Genomic DNA, 21,110 nt, shown 5'->3' on the forward strand with positions numbered 1-21,110 from the left:
GCTCAGCCCTCCCGTCGGGTGCGCGGGTCGAGCGCGAGGTAGGCCACGTCGGCGAGGAAGTTCGCCAGCAGCACGGACAGCGTGATGATCAGGAAGATGCCCTGCATGAGCGGGTAGTCCTTGGCGCCGACGGCCTGGAACAGCTGCAGGCCCAGTCCCGGGTAGGAGAACACGATCTCCACCAGCAGCGTGCCGCCGACGATGAAGCCGAGCGACAGCGCGAACCCGGAGACGTTGGGCAGCAACGCGTTGCGCGCCGCGTAGGACACCATCACCCGGCGGTCGGACAGGCCCTTGGCGTGCGCGACGGTCACGTAGTCCTCGGAGGCCACCGTGACCATCATGTTGCGCATGGACAGGATCCAGCCCGCCATGGACGAGATCAGGATGGTGAACGCGGGCAGGATGCCGTGCCGCAGCACGCTGCCGATGAACTCCAGGTCCGGGTTCGGCACCAGGCCGTTGTCGTAGGCGCCGGAGGCCGGGAAGAAGCTGTCCGGGCCGGTCAGCAGCGCGATCGCGATCAGGCCGAGCCAGAAGTACGGGATGGACGACACGAACGTGGTCACCGGGATCAGCGCGTCGGCCCACGAGCCGCGCCGCCAGCCGATGCCCGTGCCCAGGGCGGTGCCGATGAGGAAGCCGAGCACGGTCGTGATGCCGACCAGGCCCATCGTCCACGGCAGGCCGTCGCCGATGACCTGCGACACCGGGGACGGGAAGTAGGTGAACGACAGGCCGAGGTCGCCGCTGAGCAACTGGCCCAGGTAGGTGAAGTACTGCTCGACCAGGCTCGCGTCCTTGTCCAGCCCGAACAGCACGTACAGCGACTGCACGGCGTCGCTGGTCATCTGGCCGCGCGACCGGGTGATCAGCGCCTGCACCGGGTCGCCGGGGATGGCGCGCGGGATGAAGAAGTTGATGGTGATCGCAGCCCACGCGGTGAACAGGTAGAACGCGATCCGCTTGAGGAGGTAGCTCACGGCCCCTCCCCGTGCGTCACGTCGGCGACGCGGAGCTTGACCTTGTCGGCGTCGGACAGGTCCTCGCCGTAGAGCCAGCACGCGGCGAAGTGCCCGTCGCCGTCGCCGATGGCGAACCGGGGCGGCACCTCCTCCGCGCACACCTTCATCGCGTGGGGGCAGCGCGGGTTGAACCGGCAGCCCCGGGGCGGGTTGATCAGCGACGGCGGCTCGCCGGTGCCACCGTCCTTCTCCTGCACGGCGGGCCGGTCGGGGTCCGGCGCGGAGTCGATCAGCAGCTGGGTGTACGGGTGCGCGGGCCGCTGGGTGACGGTCTCGCTGTCGCCGCCCTCGACCACCCGCCCGGCGTACATCACGAACGTCTCGTCGGCGAAGTAGCGGGCCGAGGCGATGTCGTGGGTGATGTAGAGGATCGCCAGGTGCAGGCGTTCCTTGAGGTCGCGCAGCAGGTTCAGCACGCCGAGCCGGATGGAGACGTCCAGCATGGACACCGGCTCGTCGGCCAGCAGCGCCTCGGGGTCCGCGCCCAGGGCGCGCGCGATGGCCACGCGCTGCCGCTGGCCGCCGGACAGCTCGTGGGGGAACTTGTCCACGTACCGCTCGGGCGGGGTGAGCTGCACGCGGGTGAGCAGGGCGGACAGCGCCTCCTCCAGCTCCTGCGGCGTCCGGCCCGCGTTGCCGTGGATCTTCAACGCGCGGGTCAGGTGGTAGCGCACGGTGTGCACGGGGTTCAGCGAGGCGAACGGGTCCTGGAAGATCATCTGGACGCGCTTGCTGTACGCCCGGAAGCGCTTGCCGCCCTTGGTCCGCACGGGCTCGCCGTGCAGCCGGATGGTCCCGGCGGTCTGGGGGTAGAGCTGCGCCAGCAACCGGGCCACCGTCGACTTGCCCGAACCGGACTCGCCGACCAGCGCGGTGACCCGGCCGCGGTGCAGCCGGAGCGTCACGTCCTCGACCGCGCGCACCGAGCGCGTGGTCCTCGACAGCAGCTCTCGCCCGCGCTTGCGGACCGGGAAGTGCTTGGTCAGGCCATCGGCCTCCAGGACCACCTCAGTGGTCCCGGAGGCCGACGGTGCGGTGCTCGTCGTCATGCGGCCGGCTTCAGGTGCAGGACGACGTCGAGCGCGTTCTCCAGCGTGGGCTGGAGCGGCGCGTACTGGTTGGACTGGTCCGGCCAGCCCACCCAGTTCTTGGTGCTGTACTGGCCGCCCGCGTTCGCCGCGGAGGTGATGGCGACCGGCATGTCCCGCACGAAGATCTGCTGGAGCTTGTGCAGGGCCGCGTTGCGGGCGGTGTCGTCGGCGGCGTTGGCGTACTCGTTGAGCAGCGCCGTGGCCTCGGGGTTCTCGTAACGGCCGTAGTTGCCGTTGATGCCGCCCTCGCCGATCGGCTTGAACAGCGCGCCGTTCATGATGTTCTCGTAGATGTCGTACGGCGTCGGGCCGTTGTTGGTCCAGTGCAGCGCGGCCTGGAAGTCACCGGTGTCCAGCGCCTTGCTCCAGGCGTCGGCGTTCGGCAGGTCGACCGTGGCCTCGATGCCGATCTTGGACACGTTGTCCTTGATGATCTCCAGGTTCGTCACGTAGTCCGACCAGCCGGACGGCACGGTCATCTTCAGCGTGACGGGCCGGCCCGACGGGTCCTTCAGCTTGTCGCCGTCGAAGGTGAAGCCGGCCGAGGTCAGCTCCTTCTTCGCGGCGTCGACGTCGACGGTGACGATCTTGCCCTGGAACTCGGGCGCGATGTAGGAGTCGCCGGCGGGCGTCGGGATGCCGGTGATGTTGTCGACCTTCGGGTAGAAGTACCCCGCCTCACCCTGCATGAAGATGTCGTCGCGGTTGATCACCGTGTTGACCGCGCGGCGCAGGGCCGGGTTGTCCCACGGCGCGACCTTCGTGTTGAACCACAGGCCGTGGATGCCGAGCACCGGCGGGAAGTAGAGCTTGTAGTGCTCGGGGTCCTTGGAGGTGTAGACGGCCTCGTAGTTCGGGATGAACACGAAGCTCCACTCGGCCGCGCCGGTCGCCAGCGCGGTGGTCTGCGCGTTGTTGTCGCTGTAGGAGGTGTACCGGACCTCCTTGACCTTCGGCAGCTCCTGCCAGTACGAGTCGCGCACGGTCAGCGTGACGGTCTGCGGCGTGAACGACTTGAGCGTGTACGGGCCGCTGCCGACCGGGGTCTTGACCGCGTCCGTGCTCGGGTTGGCGATCGTGGACCAGACGTGCTTGGGCACGATCAGCTGCTCGAGGATCTTCTTCTGGTTGACGAACTGCGACTTGGGGAAGCCGACCTCGACCTTGTTGCCGGACGACGAGACCACGTCGTAGGGGACGGAGTCGACGTTCAGGCCGGGGTTCTTCTTCAGCAGCTCGAAGGTGAACGCCACGTCCTCGGCGGTCAGCGGCTTGCCGTCGGACCACGTCGCGCCGTCGCGGATGGTCAGGCTCAACTTGTGGTAGTTGTCCGACCACTCCCACTCCGTGGCCAGCCACGGCTTGGGCTTCTCCGCCGGCTTGGTCTCGTTGACCATCGCCAGCGGCTCGAAGATCAGCCGCCGGTAGCCCAGCGAGCTGGCCGCGGACGTGTTGAGGAACGGGTTGTTGTTCTCGGTCTGCGGGCCGTTCGGCATGCCCACGTTCAGCACGCCTTCGTTCGTGCTGTTCGCACCGGGGTTCGAGGTGGAACAGGCGGCCGAGAACAGCAGTGCAGCCGCGACGGCGAGGGCGGACGTTCGCCTGAGTCGCATGGGTTCTCCTTGTCGGGCGGGGGAGGGGCGAGCGCTCGTGAGTGCGGGCCGCGCGTGCCATCGCGGCTGGGACGCCCGGAGGCGTCCTCGTGTCGTTGCAGACTCAACCCCGGTGAGCCAAGTCACGTCAATCACGAACAGGTTACAAACTTAGGCTAATTTTAAGTCGCAAACTAAGGTCCTCGGTGTGGCACCGAAGCGCACCACCGTCCGCGACCTGCGTCGGCAGAACCGGTCGACGCTGCTGTCGACGCTGTTCTTCGACGGTCCCCTGAGCCGGCACGAGCTGTCCCGGCTGTCCGGGCTGTCGGCGGCCACGGTGTCCAACGTGACCGGCGAGCTGGTCGACGACGGGCTCGTGGTGGAGGCAGGGTCGGTGGACTCCGACGGCGGCCGGCCGCGGGTGCTGCTGCGGGTCAACCCGGCGTTCGGGCACGTCGTCGGCGTGGACGTCGGCGAGACCGGCATCAAGGTCGAGCTGTTCGACCTGTCGCTGACCCAGCTGGCCGCCCGCGACCACGCCCTGTCGTCGTCCTCGCCCGCCGTCGTCGCCTCGCTGATCGCCTCGTCCGTGCGGGACGTCGTCGCGTCGGCGGGCGTCGCGGCGTCCACCGTGCTCGGCGTGGGCATCGGCGTGCCCGGGACGGTCGAGCAGGGCACGACCGCGGTCGTGCACGCGCCCACCATCGGGTGGGACGGCGTGCGGCTGGAGGAGCTGGTCGCCTCGGCGTCGGAGTCCGCCTGGCCGCTGTACGTGGAGAACGGCGCGAAGACGCAGGGCCAGGCGGAGATGTGGTTCGGCGCCGGGCGCGGGGCCAGGCACGTGGTGATAGTGCTCATCGGGTCCGGTGTCGGCGCGGCGGTGGTGACCGACGGCGGCGTGTACCGGGGCGCGACCAGCTCGGCCGGCGAGTGGGGGCACACGACCATCGTCTACGGCGGTCGCCCGTGCCGGTGCGGGGCGCTCGGGTGCCTGGAAGCCTACGTCGGCGCGGAGGGCATCCTCGACCGGTACCGCAAGGCCCGGGGCCGCGAGCTGCCCGCGGGCGACGAGCAGTCGACCGTGGCCGCGCTGATCGACTCCGCGTCCCGGTCGAAGACGGCCGCGCGCGTGCTGGAGGAGACCGCCGGATTCCTGGGCGCGGGCATCGCGAACCTGGTGAACCTGTTCAACCCGGAGCGGATCGTGCTCGGCGGGTGGGCCGGGCTGGCGCTGGGCGCGCACCAGCTGGACCGGATCGTCGCGGCCACCCGCGCGCACGCGCTGCGCCACCCGTACGAGCAGATCTCCATCGAGCTGGGCCGGCTCGGCCCGGACGCGGTCGCCGTCGGCGCCGCCACCCTCCCCGTCGCCGCTCTCCTGGACCGCGCCGCCGACCCCCGCAAGCAGGCACCCCGCGCCGACATCGCCTGACCTGAACGTAGGACTCACGCGTGAGTCCTACGTTCAGGTCGCGCGTGTCGAACACTCAGGACGGGCGAGTTCAACGTTCGGGTGGTTGACAGCACGGGTGGCCGGGGCCGAGGCTGGGCGGGAGAGCGCTCTCCGAGGCAAGGGGTCAGGTGTGGGCGAGCCGGAGTTGGGGTTGCTGGTCGGCAAGGTGGACGTGGCGCGCAAGGTTCGGCTGCTGACCGGCGCCACGGTCTGGCGGACGCACGACGAGCCGGACGTCGGGCTGCGGTCGATCGTGGTGTCGGACGGGCCGATCGGGGTGCGCGGCCAGGGCTGGGACGAGCGCAGCACGTCGCTGGCCCTGCCCTCCCCCACCGCGCTGGCCGCCACCTGGGACGTCGACCTGGTGCGCCGCCTGGGCGTGCTGCTGGCCGCCGAGGCGCGGCGCAAGGGCGTGGACGTGCTGCTCGCGCCCACGCTCAACCTGCACCGGACGCCGTTCGCCGGGCGGCACTTCGAGTGCTTCTCCGAGGACCCCGTGCTCACCGGGCGCATCGGCGCGGCCTACATCACCGGCGTGCAGAGCGGGGGTGTCGCGGCCACCGCCAAGCACTACGTGGCCAACGACTCCGAGACCGAGCGCATGACCCTGAACGTTGACGTGGACGACCGCACGCTGCACGAGGTCTACTTGGCCCCGTTCGAGGCCGCCGTCCGCGCCGGCGTGTGGGTGGTGATGTCGGCCTACAACGGCGTCAACGGCACCACCATGTCGGAGAGCCCGCTGCTGGAGGAGCCGCTGAAGGGCTCCTGGGGCTTCGACGGCCTGGTGGTGTCGGACTGGGGCGCGATCCGGTCCACCGCGGCGTCCGCGAACGCCGCCCAGGACCTGGCCATGCCCGGCCCGGAGAGCCCGTGGAACGACCTGGCCGCCGCCGTCGGGAACGGCGAGGTGCCCGAGAGCGCGCTGGACCTGAAGGTCGAACGGCTGCTGCGGCTGGCCTCCCGGGTCGGCGCGCTCAACGGCGCCACGCCGGTGAAACCCGAGGTCACCGCACCGCACGAGCTGCTGCGGGAAGCCGTCGCGGCGAGCACCGTGCTGCTGCGCAACGACGGCGCCCTTCCGCTGTCCCCCGGCGTGAAGGTCGCCGTCCTCGGCCCCAACGCCGCCACCGCCCGCATCCAGGGCGGCGGCAGCGCGGGCGTCTACCCCGAGTCGGTCGTCTCCTTCGTGGACGGCCTGGCGGAGGTCGCCGAGGTCGTGCACGCGGCCGGCGTCCGGCTCCAGGACCGGCCCGCGCCCCTGACCACCGCCAACGCCCGCCACCCGCACCACGGCGAGCCCGGCGTGCTGGTCCGCGTGCTCGACGCCGACGGCGCGGAGCTCACCGCCGAGCACCGGTTCCTCGGCCGCGTCCTGGAGGTGCCGCTGGTCGACGGCGCGCGCACCGTCGAGGTGCACGGCCGGCTGATCCCGGACGTCACCGGCGACTGGACGATCTCGGTGGCGGGCTTCGGCCGCCTCACGCTCGACGTCGACGGCGAGCGGCTGATCGACGAGGACGTGCCGCTGGACACCGACGACCCGGCCGTCATCCACCTGACCCCGCCGTCCCGGCAGGCGTCCGCGCACCTGGCAGCGGGCACGGCGGTGGACCTCGTCGCACGCCGCGAGCTGCGCGAGCACACCGGCACGGCGACCGTCCTCGCCGCCGACCCGCCCCGGCTCAGCGACGCCGACGAGCTGGCCCGCGCCGTCGGGCTGGCCCGCGTCAGCGACGTCGCGGTGGTGGTCGTCGGCACCACGGGCGAGATCGAGAGCGAGGGCTTCGACCGCACGACGCTGGCCCTGCCCGGACGCCAGGACGAGCTGGTGCGGGCGGTCCGGGCGGTGAACGAGCGGACCGTGGTCGTGGTCAACTCCGGCGGGCCGGTCGAGCTGCCGTGGCGCGACGAGGTGGCCGCGGTGCTGCTGACGTGGTTCCCGGGCCAGGAGGCCGGGCACGGGCTGGCCGACGTGCTGTTCGGCGTCCGCGAGCCGGGCGGCAGGCTGCCGACGACGTGGGCCGCGCGCGGGTGCGACCTGCCCGTGTCGAACGTCGTGCCGGAGGGCGGCGTGCTGCGGTACGACGAGGGCCTGCACATCGGCTACCGCGCGTGGCACCGGTCCGACGCGCGCCCGGCCTACTGGTTCGGCCACGGCCTCGGCTACACGACCTGGGCGTACGAGGAGGTCACGGCCACCGAGGAAGGCGTCCGGGTGCGCGTGCGCAACACCGGCGAGCGGGCCGGGCGCGAGGTCGTGCAGGTGTACGTCACGCGGCCGGGCAGCGCCGTCGAACGGCCCGAGCGCTGGCTGGGTGGCTGGGCCGCGGTCACCGCCGGGCCGGGCGAGGCGGTCGAGGTCGACGTCGAGGTGCCGGCGCGGGCCTACCAGCACTGGACGGCGGACGGGTGGGTCACCGAGCCCGGGACGTTCACGCTGCTGGTGGGGCCGTCGGCGGGCGACACGCCCCTGATCCTGGGAGAGCGCTCTCCGCGCGTGGCAGAATGACGGCATGAGCAGATCGCCGACGGCCCCGCCGACGTTGGAAGACGTGGCGCGGGTCGCCGGCGTGTCCCGCGCGACGGTCTCCCGGGTCATCAACGGCACCCGCAACGTCGACCGCCGCATCCAGGAGGTCGTGCGCGCGGCCATCGACCAGACCGGGTACGCGCCCAACCGGGCGGCCCGGTCGCTGGTGACCAAGCGGTCCGGCACGATCGCGCTGGTCGTCTCGGGGGCGGGTGACCCGGGCGAGGAGGACGCGTTCGCGACCCGGGTGTTCTCCGACCCGTTCTTCGGCCGGGTGGCCAGCGGGGTGCTGGGCTTCCTGCGCACGCGCGGCGTGCACCCGGTGCTGATGGTCGCCGACACCGAGGCCGCCCGCGAGGACGTGCTGTCGTTCCTGCGGCAGGGCAGCGCGGACGGCGCGCTGCTCGTCTCCACGCACGCCGAGGACCCGCTGCCCGCCCGGCTGGTGCAGGCCGAGCTGCCCGCGGTGCTGTTCGCGCGGCCCGCCCGCCCGGTGCCGATCAGCTACGTCGACCTCGACCACCAGGCGGGCGCGAAGCTCGCCGCCGACCACCTGGTGCGCCGCGGCTGCACGCAGGTCGCCACGATCAGCGGGCCGCTGGACGTGCCCGCGTCGCAGGACCGGCTGACCGGGTTCCGCGACGCCATGGCGCGGCACGGCTTCCCGTACGTCCCGATCGCCGAGGGCGGTTTCACCTCGGGCAGCGGCGAGGCCGCGATGGAACGGCTGCTGGCCGAGCACCCGACGCTGGACGGCGTGTTCGCGGCGAACGACCTCATGGCGCAGGGCGCGTTGCTGGTGCTGCAGAAGCACGGCCGGCGCGTGCCGGACGAGGTGGCGCTGGTGGGCTTCGACGACAGCGGCCCGGCCCTGTCGTGCCGACCGCGGTTGACCACGGTCCGGCAGCCGGTGGAGGACATGGCGGCCGGGATGTCCCGGTTGCTGCTCGACCACGTCGAGGAACCGGGACTGCGCCCGAAGTCCGTCATCTTCGAGCCCTCGCTGGTGGTGCGCGAGTCCGCGTGAACCGTCGTTGACGGACTCGCGACATCGGCGTTACGCTCCGAGAGAGCGCTCTCTCAGCGCCTCCGGTGCCACGGAGGCACGGCTCCGGGCCTTCTCGCGCCCCTTACCTCGTCAGGTAGGACAATGAGCTCTCCCCGTTCCCTGTCACGGGTCCTGACCGCCGCGCTGGCACTCGGCCTGGCCGCGGTGCTCAGCCCCGTGATCACCCAGTCCGCGCAGGCCGCCGAGTGCGGCACGACCAACGCCGCGCTGAACCGGCCGGTGACCGCCTCGTCCGTCGAGAACGGCGGCACCCCTGCCGCCGCCGCCGTCGACGGCAACACCGGCACCCGCTGGTCCAGCGCGTTCGCCGACCCGCAGTGGGTGCAGGTGGACCTGGGCTCCACGCAGCAGGTCTGCCGCGTCACGCTGACCTGGGAGGCCGCGTACGGCCGGGCGTTCCAGGTGCAGCTGTCCGACAACGCGTCCACTTGGAACGCCGTCTACTCCACCACCACCGGCACCGGCGGCACGCAGGCCCTGACCGTCACGGGCTCCGGCCGTTACCTGCGGGTGTACGGCACGGCGCGCGCCACCGGCTACGGATACTCACTGTGGGAGCTGGCAGTCAACACCGAGACCTCCGGCGGCGTGGTGATCCCGCCGACCGACCCGCGCAACCCGGACTTCGGTCCCAACGTGCTCGTCTACGGCCCCGGCTACGACCGGGCCGCGATGCAGGCGCGGCTGGACCAGATCTCCGCCCAGATGAAGACCAACCAGTTCGGTTCCGAGCGGTACGCCGTGCTGTACAAGCCGGGCGTGTACGACGCCGACGTCAACCTCCGCTTCTACACCCAGGTCGCCGGTCTGGGCCTGCGGCCCGACGACGTGCGGCTCAACGGCCACGTGCGCGTCGAGGCGGACTGGTTGCAGCAGGGCGACAACCCGAACAACCTCGGCAACGCCACGCAGAACTTCTGGCGGCAGGCCGAGAACCTGTTCGTCAACCTGCCCGCGGGCCAGATCGAGCGGTGGGCCGTGTCGCAGGCCGCGTCGTACCGGCGCATGCACCTGTCCGGCCAGGTCCAGCTGTGGAACGGCGGCGACGGCTGGGCGTCCGGCGGCCTGATCGTGGACAGCAAGATCGACGGCGTCACCGTGTCCGGCTCGCAGCAGCAGTTCCTGACCCGCAACAGCAACCTCGCGGGCGGCTGGAACGGTTCGGTGTGGAACATGGTGTTCGTCGGCTCGCCCGGCTCGCCCGCGCAGCACTTCCCGAACCCGTCGCACACCACCGTCGACACCACGCCGGTCGTGCGCGAGAAGCCGTTCCTGCACTTCGAGAACGGCGAGTACAAGGTGTTCGTCCCGGCGCTGCGGCACAACTCGCGCGGCACCAGCTGGGAGGCGGGCGCGCCCGCCGGCCAGTCGATCTCGCTGGCGGACTTCTTCATCGTCAAGCCGGGCACGCCGGTCGCCACGACCAACGCGGCGCTGGCGCAGGGCAAGCACCTGCTGCTGACGCCCGGTGTGCACCGCCTCACCGACACCATCAACGTGACGCGGCCGAACACCGTGGTGCTGGGCCTGGGCCTGGCGACGCTGTCCCCCGACACGGGCAAGGCCGCGATGGCGGTGTCCGATGTGGACGGCGTGAAGCTGGCCGGGTTCCTGGTCGACGCGGGCGTGCAGAACTCCCCCGTGCTGCTCCAGCTCGGCCCGGCGAGCTCGTCGGTCTCGCACGCGACCAACCCGACCTCGATGCACGACGTGTACCTGCGCGTCGGCGGTCCGCAGGCGGGCAAGGCGACCGTGTCGCTGGAGATCAACAGTGACGACGTGATCGTGGACCACACGTGGGTGTGGCGCGCCGACCACGGCACCGGCCCGACCGGCTGGACCGCCAACACCGGCCGCAACGGCGTCGTCGTCAACGGCGACAACGTGACCGCGTACGGGTTGTTCGTCGAGCACTACCAGCAGTACAACACCGTCTGGAACGGCAACGGCGGCCGCACGTACTTCTACCAGAACGAGCTGCCGTACGACCCGCCGAACCAGGCCGCGTGGATGAACGGCTCCCAGCTCGGCTGGGCCGGGTACAAGGTGGCCGACCACGTCACCACGCACGAGGCTTGGGGCCTGGGCGTGTACTCGTTCAACCAGGCCGACCCGAGCATCCACACGGCCAACGGCTTCGAGGTGCCCAACCGGTCGGGAGTGCGGCTGCACGACCTGGTGACGGTGTCGCTCGGCGGTGTCGGCACGATCGACAACGTGGTGAACGGCACCGGCGGCGCGGCGAACACGGCCACGCAGCAGCGTTACGTCGTCAACTACCCGTGACCGGGTGAGCGGTCGAACCGCCCCGCCGAGGCTCGCGCCCTCGGCGGGGCGGTTCGCGTTTCAGCCGGTGGTGAGGCAGAACGGGTGGCCCTCGGGGTCGGTGAGGACGGTCCAGTCGTCCCCGCCGGGCTGGAAGTCCGGCTTGCGCGCGCCGAGGTCGAGCAGGGTGGCGACGGCCGCGGCGACGTCCGGCACGGCGAAGTCGACGTGCGCGTGCTTGCGGTCGTCGGGCCAGCTCGGTCCGTGGTAGTCGGCGATGCGCTGGAAGCCCAGCCGCACCGGGCCGCCGTCACCGATGACGACGAAATCGTCGTCGGCGTAGGTCTGCTCCCAGCCGGTGGCTGTGGTGTAGAACCCGGCGAGCTCGGCCGGGTCGGCGCTGTCGAGGATGATCGTGCTCAGGCGCATGGTCGTTCCCTCCTGGGTGGTGTGGGTACGAGCTTCCCGGTCCCGGCGGAGCCCGTATTGAACTTTTTTGTCGTGCCGCCGGCGTAGGTTGCGGGTGTGCTCACCGCGGTCCCGCTCGCCGCGTCGGCCGATTTCACGGTCGACGCCGTGTCCTGCTCGGCTTCGCACGCGTCGTGGTCGGAGGCGGAGGCGGCGTGCGGGCACGTGATCGTGCTCGTGCGGCGCGGCTCGTTCCGGCGGCGGGCGCGGGACGGGGTGTTCGAGGCGGGGCCGGGCACGGCGTACCTGCAGGAGCCGGGTGAGCCGGCGGAGTTCGCGCACCCCGCGGGCGGGGACGTGTGCACGGCGGTGTGGGTGCGGCCGGCGTTGTGGCGGTCGGTGGTGGGCGAGGACCGGCCGGCGCGGACGGCGTTCTACGTGGACGCGGCGGTGGACCTGGCGCACCGCCGCGTGGTGTCCGGCCGTGACGTCGGGTTCGACGTGGCGGAGGGCCTGGTGCGGCTGCTGGCCGCCGCCGCGACCCGCGCCTCGGACCGCCCGCTGCCGGGCGCGGAGGACCGGGCCGTGGTGGCGGCGGCGCGGGCGGCGGTGCTGGCCGACACGCCCGAGTCGGCCGGGCTGGTGCCGCTGGCGCAGTCGCTGGGCGTGTCCCCGTTCCGCCTGAGCCGCGCGTTCAGCCGGGAGGTCGGCGTCTCGCTGACGAGGTTCCGCAACCAGGTGCGGGTGGGGCGCGCGGTGCGGCGGTTGGAGGCGGGCGAGGACGACCTGGCGGGGTTGGCGGCGGACCTGGGTTTCGCGGACCAGGCCCACATGACCCGCACGGTCCGCGAGCACGTGGGCCACACGCCCACGGCGTTGCGCCGGCTGCTCGCCTGACCGATCCGCTGCCTGTCGCGGGACCGGTCCCGAGGTCAGCCGGAGAGCGGCACGGAGTTCGTCGGCAGGCGGACGGTGCGCAGGAAGGCGGGCAGCAGCCACGGGCGGCGGCCGGTGACGCGCAGTGTGCCGGTCAGGGCGGCGCGGGCGCGGCTGACCCGGCCGAACAGCACCAGGTTCAGCGTGGCCGGGTCGAAGGTCAGGCGCACGTCCACCGGGTCGCCCGGCTCGCCGACCGAGACCCGGCCGCGGTGCAGGACGAGCGTGACCGGGGTCGTGTGGCGGGAGCGGAAGGCGACGGCGATGCGGCGGTCGCCGGGCGGTTGGCCGTCGAGGACGCCGCCCACGTCGTTGCGCATCATCCCGACGATGAACAGCTCGAAGAACAGCGCGGCCTCCCGCGGCGGGACGGCCCAGGGCGCGCCGACGCCGCGGGCGATGTCCCAGCCGTGGATCAGCAGCTCGTTGACCAGGTGCGCCAGCACGCCGGCCACCGGCACCCGGGACGCGCCCAGCCACGGCACGGTCCGCTCGGGGTCCGCGCCGTCGGTCACGTCGAGGACCTCGGCCACCAGGGACCGCAGCATCGCGGCCAGCGCGGCGGGGTCGCGCTCGGTGAAGCGGCGCAGCGCCAGGTCGTTCAGCTCGGCGACGGTCTCCACGGTGACGGTGGGGATGCGGGCGGCCAGGGCCGGGTCGGCCACCTCGCCGCCGTCCGGTGCCAGCAGCGTGGTGTAGATCGAGGCGATGGCGACGACGTGCGCCGCCGTGTCGGCCACCGTCCAGTCCGGGGTGGCCAGGGCGCTCGGATCGGACGCGGCGACGAGGTCGGCGAACCGCCCGGTCACGTCGGACAGCACGTCCCGCACGACAGGCCACTGCTCGGACACCACGGCACCCCCAAGTCCGCCGCCGGGACGATAACAGTGTTTCGGTGGTGTCCGCTACCGCGGCGCGACCCGGCGTTGCGGTGCCCGGTAGGCCCGGTCCCACAACGCCTCCACGGGGCCGCGCGCGAACCTCCGCATCCACCACGACGCGCCGACCAGCAACAGGGCCGCGACCAGCAGCCACACGCCCGCGGTGAACCACGGGCCGAGGTGGCCCCACCGGTGGGCCAGGCCCAGGCCCCACTGGTAGCACAGCGCGGACGCGATCACGTTCTGCCCGACGTAGCAGCTCAACGCCGACCGGCCGACGGCGGTGAGACCGCGGCGCAGCGGCCCCGCCTCGGCCCGCATCCGGTTCACCAGCGCGGTGATCGCGCCGAGCAGGCCGAACGCGACCAGCGGCGCGCACACGTACCGGTCGACGGCGAACCAGTCCCGTCCGGCGAGCGTGGTGGCGACGTTCAGCGGTACGCCGACGCCGAGGCCCCACACCACGAGCCGCCGCTGGATCCGGCTCCCCCGCGCGGAGTCCTCCAACGCGCCCGCCTGGAACAGCCGCACGCCGGCCAGGAACAGCAGGGTGCTCAGCGGCAGCACCAGGAACCCCTCGGCGCGGAACACCCCGAAGTGCTCGACGCGCGCCTGCACACCGCTCCACCAGCTGTCCGTGGTGAGCACGAACCCCGGCTCGCCGACGGTCGCGCCGCCGCTGAGCATCCCGAAGGTGATCAGCCCGACCAGCGCCAGGTTCAGCGCCCCCGCCGCGACCATCCAGCCGACCTGCACCCGTCCGCCGCGCCCCACCAGGAAGGCGACCAGCACGGACACCACCGCGTAGAACATCAGCACGTCGAACTCGAAGACCAGCACGTAGTGCAGCAGGCCCTCGAACAGCAGCAGCGCCGAGCGCCACAGGTACCAGCCGGGCCACCGCCGACCCCGCCGCACGGCGGAGCGGTGCTGGATCGCCAGGCCGATGCCGAACATGATCGACAGCAGGCCCAGGAACTTCCCGTTGGTGATCATCTGGAGCAGCGCGGTCACCGGGTCACCCGCTCCGGCCCCGAAGCCGGCCAGGAAACCCATCACCCCCTGCGGGTCCGTGAAGACCCACACGTTCGTCCCGAACGTCCCCAGGATCGCCACCCCGCGCAGCACGTCCAGCGCCGCGATTCGCCCACCCATGTGCCCTCCCCTCACCTGCTCGCGCCACCGAACGTAGGACGAGCGGAGGTGCGCGAGCGTCGGCGGAAGGTGTCCGGTGGTGTCCCACCTTCGGACGATGGCGTCGGCCGAACGGATGACGCGGCGGACGCGCAAGGTGAGGCGGCAGATCACGAGTCCATACCGTGCGGAGTTGGCCACACGAACGTAACCCGGCGCGCTCGGCCCGCAACACGCGGTTCACAGCTTCTCGGTTCCACCTGCTCGAAAGGAGCTGCCGGTGCGTTCCCAGAGCTTCCAGCCCAAAACCGTCCAGCGCGGAACCGTCCAGCGCGGCTTGATCGCCTTCCTGCTGCCCGCCCTGCTCGCGACGGCCTGCGTCGACGAGCCCGGCGGCGGCGCGGGCGCTTCCGGTGACGAGATCAAGGTCGGCATCCTGCACTCGTCGAGCGGCACCATGGCCATCAGCGAGGTGACCGTGCGCGACGCGGAGCTGCCGCGTGACCGGGGCGGGATCGCCGGCTCCGCCGGCGTTGCTGGAGGTGCGCGGGCTGCGCGTGGTGTTCGACGGGTTCACGGCGGTCGACGGGCTGGACCTCACCGTGGACGAGGGCGAACTGCGGTTCCTGATCGGGCCGAACGGCGCGGGCAAGACCACGGTGATCGACGTCGTGACCGGGCTGACCAAGCCGGCGGCGGGCAGCGTGCGGCGAGGCGCTGGACGTCTTCCCGGCGTTGCGGGGCCTGCTCAAGCGGCCGGCCGGGTTGCTGTCCGGCGGGCAGCGGCAGCAGCTCGCGATCGCCCGCGCGTTGGTCACCCGGCCCAGGCTGCTCGTGCTGGACGAGCCGACGGAAGGCGTGCAGCCGTCGGTGATCGACGAGATCGAGGCTGCGATCGAGCGGCTGCACCGGGAGGCCGGGCTGACCGTGCTGCTGGTGGAGCAGTACCTGGACTTCGCGGTGCGGCTGGCCGACAGCTTCGTGGAGTTGGACGCGGGCGAGGTCGTCCGCGCCGGGGCCGCCGCGGAGCTGCACGACGAGGAGGTGCGCCGGATGCTGGCCGTCTGACCGGGGCCGCCGCGGGACTGCACGAGGGGACGGCACGCCGGATGCCGACCGCCTGACCGGACCCGCTCGCGGTCACCGACGCCGGCCGGCTGCCTGACGGGCGAGCGCGCCCGCGGCCAGGATCAGGATCATCGCGGTCAGGCCCCAGCGGCGCTGGTCGCGGACGGTGTTGTCCGCCGGCGCCATCGTCTCCACCTGCCGGTCCGGCGCGTCGATGTCGGCTGGTGGCGGGGGCGGGGGCGGCGGAGGAGGCGGTGCCGGGGGCGGGGTGCTCGGCGGCGGCGTGGTCAGCCGCGGCGGGGGCGGGATGTTCGGCGGCGGCACGGCGGGCGCCGGGCGGACCGTCGTGGTGGTCGTGCTCGTGGTCGTGGTTGTGGTCGTCGTTCGGGCGACGGTTGTGGTTGTGGTTGTCGGTTGTGGTGGTGGGGTCGTGGTTGTCGTTGTGGTCGGCGGGACGGTGGTTGTTGTTGTCGTGGTTGTGGTGGGCGGCGTGGTGGTCGTCGTCGGCTTGGTGGTGGTGGTGGTCGTCGTCGTCGTGGGGGTCGTCGTGGTCGTGGGCGTGGGAATGGTGGACAGGCAGCCCGACGAGTCGATGGTGTTCAGCGGCTTGCGTGACGAGATCTCCGTGACCACGCCGGAGCCGTCCAGCGCCACCCGCCACAACGTGCTGCGGCCGCGGTGGTTGTTCTGCGTGGCGTAGAGCGATCCGTCCGGCGACAGCGTCACCGCGCCGTAGCCGCTCCCCCCGGGCAGCAGGCCCGCCCCGGGCACGGGCTTGGTCCGGCCGGTGTCCGGGTCGATGGTCACCACCACGCCGTGGCCGTGGTCGGTGGCGACGCCGTAGAGCAGGCCGTCGTCGGGGTTGAGGTCGAAGTCGTCGACCGTGGTGGCCAGCGGCCACAGCCACGTCTCGTCCAGGACGTGCCCGAACGTGGGGCTGCCGCGGCGGATGTCGACCGCGAGCAGCCGCGGCCCGGCGCGCACGACCAGCCGCTCGTCCACCACCACGCCCGCCGTCGCGTGCCCCAGTCCGGGCGTCGGCCGCGACGGCGCGCCGACCACCCGACCGGTCCGGTCCAGGGCGACCAGCCTGTCCTGCTGGTCCACGCCGTACACGAGGTTCTGGCCGGCGGAGAAGCCGATGGCGTTCAGCCGCACGTCGAGCGTGGTGAGCGACGTCGTCTCGCCGGACGGGAACCGCACCTGGAAGACGGACGAGGGGCCGTGGGCCCCCGCCTCCACCTGGATGACGGTGCACACGACCTGCGCGAGCGCGTCGATCATCCGAACCGCTCCACCGCGGCCTCGAACGCCTCCGGCGTCACCCCGGCGCCGCCGCCGAACGGGTTCTGCAACTGGTAGGTCGCGTACAGCAGCAGGGTGATGGTCGCGGCGAAGGTCGCCACGATGAGCACGTGCGTGCGGATGCGCGGCCCGCCGAACAGCAGCGGCAGGCCGACGGCCAGGACGCTGCCCGCGATCAGCACGAACCACACCACCGAGCTGATGCCGCCGCCCACCGCGTTCAGCCGCGCCTGCCGGGCCTCGTAGACCTGCCAGAGCTGGTTCGCGGCCTCGGTCTTGCGGTCGACCTGCCACTCGTCGCCCGCGGGCGCGTCGGCCACGACCTGGCGCAGCCGGTCGAGCTCCGACCAGCCGCTGGACTGGAACTCGCCACCGGACACCATGCCCGGCCACTCGTCGTCGATGACCGTGACGGCGTACTGCCGGGCCAGGTCGCGCACCTGGCGGCCGACGTCGGGGGACAGCGCGTCGCTCGCCCACGTGGCGGCCGTGAGGCTGTCCGCCTCGCGGTAGGCGGCGTCACTCGCCTGGTTGACGCCGTCGAACAGGGCGATGAGCACGAACGCCAGCAGGACCGCGTGCAGGCCGGCCACGATCGTGAAGACCTGGCCCGCGGCCTCGTTGTTGGCCGAGCGGCCCTCCAGCTCGCCGTACTTGCGGATCAGGTAGGCCATGACGGCGGCCACGACCGCCGCGCCGGCGACCCACAGCAGACCTGTGAGGTAAATGCTCATCGACACCCTTTCGCCACCCGGAATGAATTCCACAGATCCGCCGATTTCACTCACCCGCAAGCTAGTGATCGACCCGATCCGGTGAGAAGAACGTTCATCCGGGTGCCAAGAAAGGCCAGTCTGTCAGGTGATCTACCCACCTCGCATCACCATACTCCCGACCGGCAACCCGCCGGAATGCGGAGAATTCCATCCTATCGAGCTAATTACCTAGCCCGATCGTGTTGTTTATGTCACGACAGACGGTCGCGGGTTCGGGAAAAGGGCCGGTCAGCCCGCGAACAGCAGCGCGAGGCCGCCCGAGGTGTAACCGACCATGAGCACCAACAACGGCACCTGGCCCGTCAGGTGCCTGCTCGGCGGCAGCAGCCGCAACGCGCGGTCGTGCGCGGCCACCACGGCCAGCAGGTGCCCGGCGAGCACCGCGCCGACCTGCACCGACGCCACCAGGACGGGTGAGGCCGGGGCGTCGCTCGGGATGAACCCCGTGACCCCGAACAGCAGTGCGACGGCCCGCTGGCCCTCCACGGCGAGCAGCGAGAAGTAGTGCGCCACAACGTACCCGGCGACGATGGGCACCATCGAGTGTGCGAGCTGACCGCCGAACGACCGGCACGCCGCCAGGTAGCTGCCCGCGACCAGCGCCACCGCCGCCACCAGGCCGGCGGTGTCCGGCACGGACAGGCGTTCCCAGGTCGGGCTGGAGCCGAGGCTGTCGAACGCGGTCGAGCCGAGCAGCACCGCCACCACGGCGACCAGGCCGGGCCGCACGGGCGTGGCGACGAGCGCGCGGAACGGGTTGCCGCGCAACGGCGACAGCCGGCCCAGCAGGGTGGAGAAGACCTCGAACGCGTCGGCCCGCTCGAACCACGTGCCGCCGAACACGACCCCGCCCGCCACGTTCACCACCGCGTGCGCCACCAGGAACCACGGGAGCGCGTCCGGCGACACCAGCTCCACCCACGTGAACGCGAGCAGGCCCAGCGCGGCGGGCCAGTGGCCCAGCCGTTCCGGGTACGCGCGGCCGAGCGTGACGCGGGCGGCCAGGCGCAGCGGGTTGAGCACCCGCCACACCGGGCCGAGCAGCACCGACAGCACCGCGACGCCGACCCACAGCAGCACGAACACCAGGTGCGGCCAAGCCTGCGCGGGCACCAGCACCAGCCCGACCGCGACCAGCAGCCGCACGGGCCACCAGTCGCGGTCGGGCCCCGGTTCGACGGCGGTGAACCGGGGCTTCGTCCACAGCAGACCCAGTGCCAGGAACGACGCCAGCAGCGCCACGGCCGCGCCTTGCAGCACGAGGTCCAGCGGCAGCGGCAGGTCGTGCCGCGCGCCGACCCCGTGGGCGAGGACCGTCACCGCACCACCAGTTGCACGAGCAGCGTGTCCGGGTGCGCTTCGACGTCGAACGTGCCGGTCCGGTCCACGGTGAACCTGAGCAGCGCCGGCTTCCCGCTCTCCGCCTTGGCCAGCACGTCGACGCCGTGCACGTGCACGTCCACCGGTTCCTCGCTGGTGACGGTGAGCTCGACGGCCTGCCCTCGCACGGCCTCCACCCGCTGCGGCGACGGCTGGTCCACCGAGAGCCGGAGCACCAGCGGTTCGGCGGGCGGCGCGGCGGGCTCGGCCGTCGACGAGCAGCCCGTGAGCACGAGCAGCGCGAGCAGCAGGGCGTGAACGATCCTCATGTGGTCGGTCCAGTCCTTCTCAGGTAGTCGAATCCGCCCGCGGCCAGGCCGAGGCCGCCGCCGAGCGTGAGTGCCACGAGCAGCCGGTCCACGTCGGCCGGACCGGCGAACGGCAGCTGGGAGAACCGGAAGCTGTCGAAGTCCGGGATGCCCGCCACCACCAGCATCGCGCCGACGACGGCCGCCACGAACGCCGTCGCGGGCCTGCGCCGGACCGCGGCCACCGCGGCGACCACCGTCAACGGCCACGCGACGAGCCCCACACCGCTCGCGCCGAGCAGCAGCGGCACGAACGGCTGCCCCGTGACCACGAGCGTCGACCCGACCGCGTGCCAGACGTGCCCCGCCGTCACCACGACCACGCCGAGCGCGAGCAGCACGCGCCGCCGCCCCAGGAAGTAGCCGCCGACGGCGAGCGCCAGCGTGATCAGCAGCCACCACAGGGGGTTCGGGCCGGGGATGACGTCCACCCGGCCCTTGACGGCCGACGTGCCGAGCGGGATCTCCCACCGCGACGAGGTGGTGCGCTCGTCGCGGAAGCGGTAGGTCTCGCCCGGCGCGATCACGTGCCCGGTGGGGTCGGCACCGCCGACCGTGACCGGCGCGCTGCCACCGTTGTGGATCTCCAGCTCGGTGCCGTGGTTGACCATCGTGGCGGTCACGCCGGGCAGTGGCGGGTCGATCCCGGTGACCCGGCTCAGGTGGTCCTGCGGCGTGAGGCCGCCGGCGTGCGCCTGGGCCGGGCCCGCGGTGGCGAGCAGCAGCACGAGGGCCAGGAGCAGCGCCCTCACCGGCGGGCGGTCGGCACGAGCACCACCGCCATCAGCAGGCCGTGCAGCGCGGCCATGACCGGCGCCCCCGTCCACATCTCGGTGACGCTGGGCGTCGTGCCCCGGTCGATGATGGCCGCCGCGAAGTACACCGCCCACGTGACGAACGACGCCGCCGTCGCGAAGAGCCGGTACTGCGCGAGCCGGTCCTCCGCCGGGTTCAGCTTCAGCAGCAGCACGTCGATCAGGACACCGGAGACGATGAACCCGACCGCGATCGCCGTGTTGGTGTAGTTGGCCACGGCGGTGCTGAGCAGCATCACCACGAACGCCAGCAGCGTGGCCGCGCCGAACGGCAACCGGATCCGGCGCACGGCCAGCAGCAGCGGCAGGATCATGATCAGGTTGGTGAACATGATCGACGCCGCCAGCTCGACCGCCCGGCCCGACCCGCCCTGGCCCTTGTCGAAGGTGAACGCCTTGATCACCTGCTCGCTGGTGAACACCGTCGCGTCGGCGTACCCGGCGAACAGCAGCACCAGCGAGGTGGCGAACGCCAGCGCCAGCCCGGCGGGCAGCCACTGCACCAGCGACGGGCTCACCACGCCCCGGTCGCTCCACAGCGTGCGCAGCGGCGTCGTGAGGATCACGATCATCGACGCGATCAGCACCAGGTGCGTCGGGCTGAACAGGATGTCGATGCCCTGCTCGATGCCGATGAACGTGTGCCACAGGTAGTCGCCGACACCGGCCACTGCGAACGCCGGCAGCGCGAGCACCGCCGGCCCGTAGCCGATCGGCACCGCGTCCAGGCCGCGCAGCCCCTGCTGGTAGTTGCGCCACAGCACCCACAGGATCCACGCGCCCGTCGCCGCGAAGCCCGAGTAGAACACCGCGTGCCACGGCGTGAAGAACGACTCCAGCTCGGGCACGTTCGAGTGCGCCCAGGCGTCGAGGAACAACCCGATCGAGAACCACGTGCCGAGCAGCACCGTGATCAGGTCCGTCCGGTACCCGGCCCGCGGCCGCCGTCCCGTGACCGCTTCCCCCGCCGGTACCGCTGTGTCCTGCCCCGTTTTCATGACCGCCAGCGTGCCCGCGCGACCGGCCGCCCCGGAATCGTGCCACCCCCACCTCGTGGTGCGGTTAACC

General features: G+C 72.2%; 19 protein-coding genes and 1 pseudogene. 7 read left to right on the forward strand and 13 right to left on the reverse strand.

Annotated elements, in window-relative coordinates; genetic code table 11:
* Positions 1 to 2: 2 nt before the first annotated feature.
* Genes ACIQMJ_RS18190 through ACIQMJ_RS18200 form a run of 3 tightly spaced genes read right to left on the reverse strand, consistent with a single transcriptional unit; the run spans position 3 to position 3,729 of the window.
* Positions 3 to 983 (reverse strand): ABC transporter permease, encoded by a 981-nt coding sequence (locus ACIQMJ_RS18190; protein WP_499762128.1) that lies wholly within the window; start codon positions 981 to 983, stop codon positions 3 to 5.
* Positions 980 to 2,074 carry an ABC transporter ATP-binding protein gene (locus ACIQMJ_RS18195; protein ID WP_499762129.1) on the reverse strand — a complete coding sequence of 365 codons (1,095 nt, stop codon included), beginning with the start codon at positions 2,072 to 2,074 and terminating at the stop codon, positions 980 to 982. Before ACIQMJ_RS18195 ends, ACIQMJ_RS18190 begins: the two co-directional genes overlap by 4 nt.
* The gene (locus tag ACIQMJ_RS18200) at positions 2,071 to 3,729 is read right to left on the reverse strand and encodes an ABC transporter substrate-binding protein (protein ID WP_499762130.1); all 1,659 of its coding nucleotides are present in this window, start codon (positions 3,727 to 3,729) and stop codon (positions 2,071 to 2,073) included. The genes ACIQMJ_RS18195 and ACIQMJ_RS18200 overlap by 4 nt, the downstream gene beginning before the upstream one ends.
* Before the next feature lie 187 nt (positions 3,730 to 3,916).
* On the opposite strand from ACIQMJ_RS18200, the gene ACIQMJ_RS18205 reads away from it, so the two are divergent.
* From ACIQMJ_RS18205 to ACIQMJ_RS18220, 4 genes are all read left to right on the forward strand, one after another.
* Positions 3,917 to 5,143, forward strand: coding sequence for an ROK family transcriptional regulator (locus tag ACIQMJ_RS18205; protein ID WP_499762131.1), 1,227 nt, complete (start codon positions 3,917 to 3,919; stop codon positions 5,141 to 5,143).
* Positions 5,144 to 5,294: 151 nt separating this feature from the next.
* Entirely contained in the window at positions 5,295 to 7,676 is a 2,382-nt protein-coding gene (locus ACIQMJ_RS18210) for a glycoside hydrolase family 3 C-terminal domain-containing protein (RefSeq protein WP_499762132.1), read from the forward strand.
* A gap of 4 nt (positions 7,677 to 7,680) precedes the next feature.
* The gene (locus tag ACIQMJ_RS18215; protein WP_499762133.1) at positions 7,681 to 8,724 is read left to right on the forward strand and encodes a LacI family DNA-binding transcriptional regulator; all 1,044 of its coding nucleotides are present in this window, start codon (positions 7,681 to 7,683) and stop codon (positions 8,722 to 8,724) included.
* Between the two features lie 123 nt (positions 8,725 to 8,847).
* Complete coding sequence (locus tag ACIQMJ_RS18220) at positions 8,848 to 11,052, forward strand: pectate lyase-like domain-containing protein (RefSeq protein ID WP_499762134.1); 2,205 nt, start codon at positions 8,848 to 8,850, stop codon at positions 11,050 to 11,052.
* Between the two features lie 60 nt (positions 11,053 to 11,112).
* Here ACIQMJ_RS18220 and ACIQMJ_RS18225 read toward each other — a convergent pair whose 3' ends face one another.
* Positions 11,113 to 11,460 (reverse strand): VOC family protein, encoded by a 348-nt coding sequence (locus tag ACIQMJ_RS18225; protein ID WP_499762135.1) that lies wholly within the window; start codon positions 11,458 to 11,460, stop codon positions 11,113 to 11,115.
* Positions 11,461 to 11,556: 96 nt separating this feature from the next.
* Between ACIQMJ_RS18225 and ACIQMJ_RS18230 the strand changes: the two genes are divergently transcribed.
* A complete protein-coding gene (locus ACIQMJ_RS18230) occupies positions 11,557 to 12,336 on the forward strand; it encodes a helix-turn-helix domain-containing protein (RefSeq protein WP_499762136.1) in 780 nt (259 codons plus the stop codon).
* 35 nt (positions 12,337 to 12,371) lie between these two features.
* On the opposite strand, the gene ACIQMJ_RS18235 is transcribed toward ACIQMJ_RS18230, so the two are convergent.
* From ACIQMJ_RS18235 to ACIQMJ_RS18245, 3 genes are all read right to left on the reverse strand, one after another.
* Positions 12,372 to 13,226: a maleylpyruvate isomerase family mycothiol-dependent enzyme gene (locus ACIQMJ_RS18235; RefSeq protein ID WP_499762137.1), complete on the reverse strand. Its 855-nt coding sequence runs from the start codon at positions 13,224 to 13,226 to the stop codon at positions 12,372 to 12,374.
* 54 nt (positions 13,227 to 13,280) lie between these two features.
* The gene (locus tag ACIQMJ_RS18240; RefSeq protein WP_499762138.1) at positions 13,281 to 14,411 is read right to left on the reverse strand and encodes a DUF418 domain-containing protein; all 1,131 of its coding nucleotides are present in this window, start codon (positions 14,409 to 14,411) and stop codon (positions 13,281 to 13,283) included.
* Positions 14,412 to 14,630: 219 nt separating this feature from the next.
* Positions 14,631 to 14,855, reverse strand: coding sequence for a hypothetical protein (locus ACIQMJ_RS18245; protein ID WP_499762139.1), 225 nt, complete (start codon positions 14,853 to 14,855; stop codon positions 14,631 to 14,633).
* Positions 14,856 to 14,992: 137 nt separating this feature from the next.
* On the opposite strand from ACIQMJ_RS18245, the pseudogene ACIQMJ_RS18250 reads away from it, so the two are divergent.
* Both ACIQMJ_RS18250 and ACIQMJ_RS18255 read left to right on the forward strand, forming a co-directional pair.
* Positions 14,993 to 15,040: pseudogene (locus ACIQMJ_RS18250) on the forward strand (hypothetical protein); the annotation flags it as partial.
* Positions 15,041 to 15,125: 85 nt separating this feature from the next.
* Positions 15,126 to 15,458, forward strand: a complete 333-nt coding sequence (locus ACIQMJ_RS18255; RefSeq protein ID WP_499762140.1) for an ATP-binding cassette domain-containing protein — start codon at positions 15,126 to 15,128, stop codon at positions 15,456 to 15,458.
* Between the two features lie 72 nt (positions 15,459 to 15,530).
* Here the strand turns inward: ACIQMJ_RS18255 and ACIQMJ_RS18260 are convergent, their stop codons facing one another.
* The 6 genes from ACIQMJ_RS18260 to ACIQMJ_RS18285 form a co-directional block, all read right to left on the reverse strand.
* On the reverse strand, positions 15,531 to 16,742 hold the full coding sequence (locus ACIQMJ_RS18260) for a TolB-like translocation protein (RefSeq protein ID WP_499762141.1): 1,212 nt from the start codon (positions 16,740 to 16,742) through the stop codon (positions 15,531 to 15,533).
* Positions 16,739 to 17,497, reverse strand: coding sequence for a bestrophin-like domain (locus ACIQMJ_RS18265; protein WP_499762142.1), 759 nt, complete (start codon positions 17,495 to 17,497; stop codon positions 16,739 to 16,741). The genes ACIQMJ_RS18260 and ACIQMJ_RS18265 overlap by 4 nt, the downstream gene beginning before the upstream one ends.
* Before the next feature lie 270 nt (positions 17,498 to 17,767).
* The gene (locus tag ACIQMJ_RS18270; RefSeq protein WP_499762143.1) at positions 17,768 to 18,859 is read right to left on the reverse strand and encodes a hypothetical protein; all 1,092 of its coding nucleotides are present in this window, start codon (positions 18,857 to 18,859) and stop codon (positions 17,768 to 17,770) included.
* Positions 18,856 to 19,188 (reverse strand): cupredoxin domain-containing protein, encoded by a 333-nt coding sequence (locus ACIQMJ_RS18275; RefSeq protein WP_499762144.1) that lies wholly within the window; start codon positions 19,186 to 19,188, stop codon positions 18,856 to 18,858. The genes ACIQMJ_RS18270 and ACIQMJ_RS18275 overlap by 4 nt, the downstream gene beginning before the upstream one ends.
* A complete protein-coding gene (locus ACIQMJ_RS18280; protein WP_499762145.1) occupies positions 19,185 to 19,979 on the reverse strand; it encodes a hypothetical protein in 795 nt (264 codons plus the stop codon). The genes ACIQMJ_RS18275 and ACIQMJ_RS18280 overlap by 4 nt, the downstream gene beginning before the upstream one ends.
* Complete coding sequence (locus ACIQMJ_RS18285; RefSeq protein ID WP_499762146.1) at positions 19,976 to 21,040, reverse strand: hypothetical protein; 1,065 nt, start codon at positions 21,038 to 21,040, stop codon at positions 19,976 to 19,978. The genes ACIQMJ_RS18280 and ACIQMJ_RS18285 overlap by 4 nt, the downstream gene beginning before the upstream one ends.
* Between the last annotated feature and the right edge of the window lie 70 nt (positions 21,041 to 21,110).

It is taken from the genome of Actinosynnema sp. NPDC091369 (genome assembly GCF_044757065.1).
Classification (GTDB): Bacteria; Actinomycetota; Actinomycetes; order Mycobacteriales; family Pseudonocardiaceae; genus Actinosynnema.

Coding starts and splice junctions, on each gene's coding strand:
- ACIQMJ_RS18240 (WP_499762138.1), bottom strand. CDS start 14,411: ATGGGTGGGCGAATCGCGGCGCTGGACGTGCTGCGCGGGGTGGCGATC.
- ACIQMJ_RS18275 (WP_499762144.1), bottom strand. CDS start 19,188: ATGAGGATCGTTCACGCCCTGCTGCTCGCGCTGCTCGTGCTCACGGGC.
- ACIQMJ_RS18245 (WP_499762139.1), bottom strand. CDS start 14,855: ATGGCCATGGTGCCGCTCGACGAGTGCAGGATGCCGACCTTGATCTCG.
- ACIQMJ_RS18200 (WP_499762130.1), bottom strand. CDS start 3,729: ATGCGACTCAGGCGAACGTCCGCCCTCGCCGTCGCGGCTGCACTGCTG.
- ACIQMJ_RS18215 (WP_499762133.1), top strand. CDS start 7,681: ATGAGCAGATCGCCGACGGCCCCGCCGACGTTGGAAGACGTGGCGCGG.
- ACIQMJ_RS18260 (WP_499762141.1), bottom strand. CDS start 16,742: ATGATCGACGCGCTCGCGCAGGTCGTGTGCACCGTCATCCAGGTGGAG.
- ACIQMJ_RS18285 (WP_499762146.1), bottom strand. CDS start 21,040: ATGAAAACGGGGCAGGACACAGCGGTACCGGCGGGGGAAGCGGTCACG.
- ACIQMJ_RS18220 (WP_499762134.1), top strand. CDS start 8,848: ATGAGCTCTCCCCGTTCCCTGTCACGGGTCCTGACCGCCGCGCTGGCA.
- ACIQMJ_RS18195 (WP_499762129.1), bottom strand. CDS start 2,074: ATGACGACGAGCACCGCACCGTCGGCCTCCGGGACCACTGAGGTGGTC.
- ACIQMJ_RS18265 (WP_499762142.1), bottom strand. CDS start 17,497: ATGAGCATTTACCTCACAGGTCTGCTGTGGGTCGCCGGCGCGGCGGTC.
- ACIQMJ_RS18225 (WP_499762135.1), bottom strand. CDS start 11,460: ATGCGCCTGAGCACGATCATCCTCGACAGCGCCGACCCGGCCGAGCTC.